The sequence below is a fragment of the Bacteroidales bacterium genome (genome assembly GCA_018334875.1).
Taxonomy (GTDB): domain Bacteria; phylum Bacteroidota; class Bacteroidia; order Bacteroidales; family UBA12077; genus JAGXLC01.
The window spans coordinates 1-8,022 of record JAGXLC010000186.1; the positions used below are offsets into that span (position 1 = coordinate 1).

Annotated in this window: 9 protein-coding genes; 1 reads left to right on the forward strand and 8 read right to left on the reverse strand. The window is 41.9% G+C overall.

All coding sequences use genetic code 11. The features are described from left to right. Positions 1–387, forward strand: a 387-nt coding sequence (locus tag KGY70_13640) for a hypothetical protein (GenBank protein ID MBS3776231.1), incomplete at its 5' end; no start/stop codon positions are given. Here KGY70_13640 and KGY70_13645 read toward each other — a convergent pair. From KGY70_13645 to KGY70_13680, 8 genes are all read right to left on the reverse strand, one after another. Beyond that, positions 364–1,527: a hypothetical protein gene (locus tag KGY70_13645; protein ID MBS3776232.1), complete on the reverse strand. Its 1,164-nt coding sequence runs from the start codon at positions 1,525–1,527 to the stop codon at positions 364–366. The two genes, KGY70_13640 and KGY70_13645, sit on opposite strands and share 24 nt — an antisense overlap. Before the next feature lie 80 nt (positions 1,528–1,607). Next, on the reverse strand, positions 1,608–2,078 hold the full coding sequence (locus KGY70_13650) for a hypothetical protein (GenBank protein ID MBS3776233.1): 471 nt from the start codon (positions 2,076–2,078) through the stop codon (positions 1,608–1,610). A gap of 306 nt (positions 2,079–2,384) precedes the next feature. After that, positions 2,385–3,107, reverse strand: coding sequence for a hypothetical protein (locus tag KGY70_13655; GenBank protein ID MBS3776234.1), 723 nt, complete (start codon positions 3,105–3,107; stop codon positions 2,385–2,387). 106 nt (positions 3,108–3,213) lie between these two features. Further along, entirely contained in the window at positions 3,214–4,626 is a 1,413-nt protein-coding gene (locus KGY70_13660) for a hypothetical protein (GenBank protein MBS3776235.1), read from the reverse strand. Between the two features lie 38 nt (positions 4,627–4,664). Then, on the reverse strand, positions 4,665–5,495 hold the full coding sequence (locus tag KGY70_13665) for a hypothetical protein (GenBank protein MBS3776236.1): 831 nt from the start codon (positions 5,493–5,495) through the stop codon (positions 4,665–4,667). Beyond that, positions 5,492–5,701 (reverse strand): hypothetical protein, encoded by a 210-nt coding sequence (locus KGY70_13670; protein MBS3776237.1) that lies wholly within the window; start codon positions 5,699–5,701, stop codon positions 5,492–5,494. Before KGY70_13670 ends, KGY70_13665 begins: the two co-directional genes overlap by 4 nt. Continuing rightward, on the reverse strand, positions 5,698–6,264 hold the full coding sequence (locus tag KGY70_13675) for an RNA polymerase sigma factor (GenBank protein MBS3776238.1): 567 nt from the start codon (positions 6,262–6,264) through the stop codon (positions 5,698–5,700). Before KGY70_13675 ends, KGY70_13670 begins: the two co-directional genes overlap by 4 nt. Before the next feature lie 187 nt (positions 6,265–6,451). Beyond that, positions 6,452–7,687 (reverse strand): beta-lactamase family protein, encoded by a 1,236-nt coding sequence (locus KGY70_13680; protein MBS3776239.1) that lies wholly within the window; start codon positions 7,685–7,687, stop codon positions 6,452–6,454. Positions 7,688–8,022: the final 335 nt, after the last annotated feature.

The window sequence follows — 8,022 nt, forward strand, 5'->3', positions numbered from 1 at the left end:
TTTGAATCGGCCTTTCTTATTGCGGCAGCCCTCATGGTGCTTCTGCCCCTCAATGCTTTCCTGGGTTTCTTTGATGGGATCGCCTATGTGCCGGGAGCAGTGATCAGCCTGGGAGTAAACCTGTATGGGATATACATGCTCTATACAGGTCTGACCCTTGTTCTCCAGGCAAAGAAAAAACCCGCCCGAACCTTTTCCTATATCCTGGCGGGTATCATGGTGCTGTTCCTGGTGGTGGTGTTGTATGCCCGCAATGAAGTGAGGAAAGATCACCAGGAAAGAAGAGAACAGGAAGAGCAGGTGTTGAAAGATCCGGCTGATCAGCAACAAAAGCCGTCAGCCGGAATCATTGTATCCTCTTTTTTATATATTGGCTGTAATAAGTGATGTGATTGCACCGAAGTTACTTGCCAAACCCACTGCCGCAGTGATTTTCATCAATTCTTTCACTGAAGGGTGTCCTAATATGTCCAGTGATTGGGATGCAAGGGGATGCAGCCGGGTTAGTTCGTTTTCAATACCCAAAGCAAGGGGAATGGTAATTCGAAAGGTGAAGGTGTCATTGGTCACCTCACAATCAGTGAGCGAGACAGGCCTCCCCTTCGTTATGGAATAGGCATGGACTCCTGCCTCTACTGCACGGAAATCATTCCCTGTTGCTATCAATACAGCATCAATGCCGTTCATAATCCCTTTGTTATTGGTGACTGCCCTGGAAACACTATACTTGCCAACTTGTACAGCCTTTTGAAATTTCTCTGCAAACTGGCTTCCTTCCATGGATGCATGAATCTCACCCAGGGCATGAACAGGACATTCTACCTTCATTTTAACATAAGAACCCGGGGTATAATTGGAGAGAACAGCCATCAGAATCTCCAGCTTACCCGGTTCGTGTTGTTCTGTATATTCTTTGAATTCCCTGGCGGTATTTTCCAGAAACGAGTTGATAAACGCGGCCCCCATTTCATTTCCTGTTTCAAAAGAAAAGCCAAAGAGGTAATAATGATCCATTTCACTTGTCATATCCGACAGCCACGTTTCGGATATCTTCATCTCATGGTCAGAAAGGTCTTTGGAACCATCAAAATTTTTAATATCTATTTCTTTGGCAAATTGATTGAACAGCGATTCCAATGTTTCGGAATCGCCAGTCCAGATCAAATGAATGTATCCCCGTTTGGCCGTAGCAATATCTTCGGTGTGAAATCCGCCGTGATCATACCAGAACCCGGCAGCTTTTGAAGCCGCTTCAATTACCCCTTTTTCTTCCGTTACCATAGGGACGTGATAGGTATTCCCGTCAACAAGAAAGTTGGGTGCAATACCATAGGGTAAATGAAAATTGGATATTGTATTTTCACTGAGTTGTTCCAGTTTTTCCTGCAGGGAATCATCGGAAAAACGGTATGCTTTGGTTTCCTTTTTAAAGTCATCCGGGTTCTTCAGGTTCTGAGCAATCAGGTTCAGTTTTTCTTCTCTGCTCAAACTCTTAAAATCTTCGAAAGCGTAATCAATTTTTTTCATAACGTGTCTATTTGGATTGAATCCATTTTCTAAATGTTCCTCTAATTTAGAGCAAAATATTGATTTATAAAAATATCGGGTTATTTTTTATCAGCTATATTTTGTTTCTTATCCTCTTCATCCTCAGAATTTTCAGGATTTTCAGGATTTGCCTGCATCTGTTCAGAAATCTTATTCAACTTTTCATTGAGCGATTTCATGGATTCGGCATTCTGGTTGTATTCCTTGGTCTGTATATTAAACAGGACTTCTTTTAACTTAAGTATTTCAATATCTTTGCCTTGCATGGTTATCTTGTTCTCAAGATTTTTTTCATGGGTTCTTTGCCGTTCTCTTAAATATTGAGCGATATACCGGAGCAGAATTAAGATTACAATACCCGCAAGGGAGTAAAACAGGAAGGGATAACCGGCAACAACGGTAAATCCAAGGTTTATATTCAGGCTAACAGTAAATACTGCCCAGTTAAAAGCAGCAAAATAAGCCCATATCACTATCCAGAGTATTAAAAGATAGTTGATGGTTGTTTTTAAAGTTTCAATATTTTTCATAAGATTATTTTTTTATTAATATATTGGCCTTATGGAACCTGCATGAAATAATCATGTCCTTGTTGTGGAAGTTCGTGCATGCAGGTTTCATATGGTTCTTTTTTTATTTAATTAATTGGTCATATGGAACTTCCATGATAAACATATCATTTTTCGTGTTAAGGTATCATGGAAGTTTCACAAGATTGAGTTTTATGGATCATGTTTACTGACAGCAAAAAGGCGCTTAGCAGCCACTACAGCAGATTAGCCGCTAAGCGCCTGTAAAACTGTTATTTTGTTATATAAGCTTTACCAGAGAAAAGATCATCCTTGTTTATCTTCTATATCACTGGACAGCTCAATAATTTTTTTATCGACCTCTTCCAATTGCTCTAACAGGGATTGCACCTCTTCATCTTTGGTGAAATCATCAGGTATGGCATTGTCATTGTTTTTCATTGCCAGATACAATTTCACACCCAGCTGCGATCCCAATTTTTTCTTTTCATTGTTAAGGTTTCTCATCTCGTACATATCCCGGTATTTCTCTGCCAGTTCCTGGGCTCTGTTCACCGCATTTTTGGTTAATTCAGCCCCGGTTTTGTAGGCCTCGGAAGATGTTTTCTTTATGCTGCCAAAGATTTTCTCTGAGTAGAAGGACAATTTCTCACCGATCACTTTGGCCTCTTCATTGATCACCTTGGAGCCCTCGGAAATGTTTTCACCAGCTTCTTTCCAGAAATCGCGGCTTTCAGTTTTCTCTTTGCTGTCCTGCGCTTTTCCGGTTTCCCCGGAGCCTTTGCTTTTGGCTTTACCGGCGGACTTTGAAGAAGCGCTTTTACTGGTTCCGCTTTTTGATTTTCCTGATGATTGGGTCTTTTTACCGGTTCCCGTAGTTGTGGATTTTGTCTGCGATCCTTTCTTTGTTGATGAGGTAGATTCAGACTTTTGCTCTTCCTGTTGAGCGGAGGTCTTTTGCTGCTCTTCTCCGGAAGTTTTGTTTTCTTCTTCTTTTCCGGTGTTATTGGATGTGTTTTTAGTTGCCATAATTCAATTATTTTAAATGGTTTATATGCATTTGATTGTTTCTTATTTCAATCAGTAGGCTGAAGGGCTTGCCGCGCCAGGGCGGGGTCCCTTCACTGAAAACTTATTAACTTTGCTTGGCTTTTTTTCTTCTTCTGCCCAGAAAATACAACAGACCCAAAACAACAATCCCGGCCAGGATGATTATAACGACGGTATTGCGGATCGCTTTGACTTTTTCGGAGCGTCGGGCTTCCAGTTCGGATCGCTGTTGGGCAAGTTCCTGGCGATCTTCTGCAATCTCCTTTTGCAGGGATTCAATGCGTTCTCTTTTTTGACGAATTTCACTTTCCAGGCTTTTCAGCATTGCTGAGCCCTCAACCTCGTCGCCCAAATCTCTCTGCTCTTTTTTATCCCTGCCGGACTCAGTCAACAGATCGGCTTCTTTTCGGGCCAGGGCTGCTTCCTCCTCCTCCAGTGCCGATTTGTCGGCCAGGATATCGGACAGCTCCTGGTTTCTGACTACCTCTATCTCCTTGTTCAGAGAGTCCAGGCGTTGGCTGATCTGCGATTTTTGCTCAGCAAGGGCGCTTTTAAGCGAGTTAAGTTTCTCCTCCTGCTGATTGAGGGTATTCATTTCACTATTCAGTCGTTCCTGCTCCTCCTTGCTGAATTCTTTTATCATTTCATTGTTGCTGTATTCCTGCTCCATCATGTCACGAAGCCTTTGTTTGAGCTGCTCCACGTCGTTCATCCAGTCTTGTATAGAAGCGATGGATCGCTCGGCAGAATTAATTTTACTCTGCTCTTCTTCGATAGTGTTGTTAATCTCCTCAATCTTCAGATTGATCTGTTCCAGCCGGGTATCATCCCCACTCTCTGTGAGCGCCTGGTTTTTTTGCCGCAGATATTGATTCTTCTCCTTTTTCAACAACTCAATCTTTTGATTGGACAGTTTGATTTGCTGCCGGTGAATTTCAAGCTGATTTTCCTTCATGCGGGTTTCTTCATCGAGTTCTTCGAGTCGGCTGTCAATCTCGTCAACGCCCGTAACAAGTTTTTTCCTGGCTTGTTGTTGTTGTTCATTGACCTGTTTCTCCTGGACTGAAAGGGTGTCTCTCTTCCTTTCCAGGCTCCTGATGCTGTTTTCAATGTCAGAGAGGCTGTCATTCATACGGGTTAATTTTACCTGCATAGATTTTTTCCGTTCTTCCAGGCGATCGATTTGCTCCTGTTTCTGGGTCTTGGCAAATTCTTTCTGACTCTCGGAAAGCTTGTCTATTTCTTCACTGATCTGCTGTCGTTCGTTCTCTAATCTGTTTTGCTGCTCTTCCAGGGAATCTTTGACAGTTGTAAGGTCGTTGAATGTTTCTTCAACAGCTTCCTGCTGGGTCTCCAAAGCTTCAGTTTGTTTTTCTATCAGCTTTTCTGCCTCTTTTTCAGACTCCGGACTTTTGCATCCGCCCATACTGAAGATGGCTAAAGCAAGCACAATGGCCAGCTTGTTAATGAATTGTTTGGGTGATTTTTGTCTTCTCATAATAGGTGTGTTTTTGGTGGTGATGTAAAAGCATGTATCTATTTTTCAACAATTTCAAACTCTTCTGAGATCAGGCGGGATGTAGGTATGACATGCTTTGTCTTTCCATCCTTTATGGTAACATGCATCCTGTCTATCTTTACAATTTCCCCCTGTAGCTTGTTGTATTTAATATACTGACCCACATGAAAATTACCTTTGCCGTAATAAGAGGAAAGGATATTTTTGAAAACATCCCGGGACGAGATGGCAAAGGCTACAGCAAAGGCCAACAGAACAGAGCCAATAATTAAAGTGATGTTAGAGGTAAGAAGAGATGTTTCAACCCCGGCCTGCTCTAAAGCCGTGATGGCAACAATGGCCATAATAATATAAAATGCGGATTGCCCCAGAGCAGATGCAGAAGCAACTTCAAAAGACTGCAAAGTGGTTTTTATAAAATCTCTGATCAGGTTGCTCAGATAAAATCCCACCACAAAAATGATGATCGCACTGAATAACTGGGGCAGATAAGTGATTAACTGGTTAAAAGACCGGGAAACAGCGCTCCATCCAAGTGTGTCGGTAGCGGTGATGATAAACAGCAACAGGATGACCCAATAAACGAATTTGCCTATAATCTTACTGGGCACTACTTTGTACTCGGATTTCTGCATCCATTTCATTTCGTTGATGCGGGCCGCCAGCTTGTCGAAATGCAACAGGCGAAACAAACGGGAGATGACACGTGAGAGGATCTTTGCCAAAAGCCAGCCAACAAGCAGCAGCAAAACAGCCGCCAGGATGCCGGGCAGAATGCGCATGATTTCCTCACCCAGGGTACTTAACGAGTTGATTACGATTTGTCTCCATTGCTCAAGTTGCGTCATATTTTATCGTTTTTATGATTGGTTCCTTTTTTTGTTCTTTTTAAGAATAGATCTCCCAGCGTTTTGCCGAATTTAACCGTAAACAGTTCTGCTGAATCGGCAATCAACTGATGCATTTTGATGTCTCTTATGATTCTTTTTTTAAGCGCTTCAGGAGGCTCGACATCTTCATGAATCTCTTTGAATGGATTGGGCTTTTTTCTCATACTTCAATGCTTTTAAATTGCTCCTTATATATCTTGTATGCTTTCTTCTTTGCACGACTCACACGCATTTTCGCAGTGCTTTCTTTTATTTTGAAAACTTCCATGATCCCCTTCAGCGACATCTCGTCGTTGTATTTCAGGATTAAAATCATCCGGTCCTCTTCATCCAGTTGTTCCATGATGCGCGTTATTTTGGATGAATCAATCGTTAATATTTGTTCATCATCCGGTTCTTCAGGGATAGAAGTCATGTCTGTTTCATAGTCATATCTTTTTTTGTTCTTTGTTGAACGGATCACATCGATGATATGATGATTTGTGATCGAATAGACCCAGGAGGAAAAAGCTGCATCACCCTTATATGTTTTGAGACGGAGGAATATTTTCATAAAAATATCGTGCGTAATATCTTCTGAATCCTGAAAATGTCCGAAAGTGATCAATACTTTATTAAAGACCACTTTTATATACCTGTCATAAAGTGCGCCAAAGGCATCTATCTCACCTTTTTCAGTGATCAGGACGATGAGCTCTTTGTCAGAATAGTTGGTCAAATGGTCCACTAATGTTTCGTTTTGATTTTCCTGGTTATCTTCATACTTAGCTGTAAGTCAAGTTAGTGTTTTTTTATACATTGCGCAACCATTAAATCCGCGAAAGATGGATCAATGAACCACAATGAATTCTGACAGAACTTTCCGGGTAAATGAATTTTGTAACCACCTGTTCAAATGAACAATCCCTTTGCGGTCAATTGATTATATGTTTTATGCCACGGGTTGCAGAGGTAATACCTTTAAAGCTGCTGTTGCTCAACAAAATGATCGTTAAAGCGTCCCCATGGTATTTTCTGTATGTATTTGTAAATCCGTTCCATACACCATTATGGTAGGCCTTCAGATCTTTCTTTCCTTTCGGCAGGTGATATCCAAAACCATAGGGAATGGTGTCGCCTCTTGCCGTTACCCCTCTTTCATAGGCTGCTTTGATAGTGGTATCGGCAAGAATAAAATGCCGGTCGAGCGCCTGGTCCCATCTCATCAGATCCTCACCGGTCGAATAGATCCCTTTATCCCCTATTACACCGTCATTAACAGTAGGTGGGATGGCCACATACCTTCTGGACGACCATCTGTATCCCAAAAGCTCACCGGGGTACCTGGGATCTTTCCTGTACTGATGAATGGGATCATCGGAAAAACTGCGTGCATAGGTGTTGCTCATGCCCAGCTTGGAGAAGAAATGCGCATCCAGGAAAGCATCAATTGCCTCTCCGCTGATTTGTTCTACAATACCCACTAGGATCATGTAACCAGTGTTGCTGTATCTATAACGGGTACCGGGTTCAAAATGGGGTATTAAATCGTACCGGCACATCATTTTGATCATCTCTTCATTGTCGGGAGGTGTTTCTTTCTTCCATTCATGTTCGGCCAGCCACATATAATTCGGCACCCCTGATGTGTGGTGTAACAAATGACGTATGGTTACATTTTTATAGGGAAAGCCGCCTATATATTTGGTGACAGAATCTGCATAATTCAATCTTCCTTGCTGGTATAATAACATCACCGATGCAGCTATAAATTGTTTCGAAAGAGAAGCCAATTGAAATTTACTGGTATCATCTATCGGTCTTACTCTATAGGTTAAATTGGTATATCCAACGTGCTTTTTATATACCATATGTCCATTGCGCCCAATGACAATGCTTCCGTTGAACCCTCTTCTCTTGTATAGCTTTTCCGTATAGGCATCCAGATTGGATAGGGTGGATCCGCTCAGGCCTTTATAATTCTCCTCATTCTTTTTTGGAATATTATTGAATTCAAAATACTGGATCTCTATATTTTCAATATTTCCAATATCTCCATCTATCTGGTTTTCATCAACCGGAAACAGTTTTAGATTTCCAGTTACATTAAAACCAAAAAGGAGGAAAACCAGAATTATCCCGGCTGCTGATGCGAATAGATTCCTGTTCATAAGATTGATTATTTTTAAATCTATCTTTTAAGACGAAAGGATTGAGAAAAGTCACAATATTTGGTGACTTTTTTCCGCCCCATCTGGGGAACTGTCTTTTGGAGGGTTACCGCACAAAAAAAAGACCGGCCGCCACCCGGCAGCCAGTCCCTTTCGATGCTTCAGAAATCAATTTTACTCTATCATCAGGGCTTTCCGAAATTGGCAATGGCCACATCGATGGTCCCTAGATCCACGCTGCTGTTGCTTCCGTTGAAAAACACCACCTTTACATGCCCGGCTGAGGCTACATAAGCGCTCATGGTTAGGCCCTGTAAATCAACTCCCACAGAAGG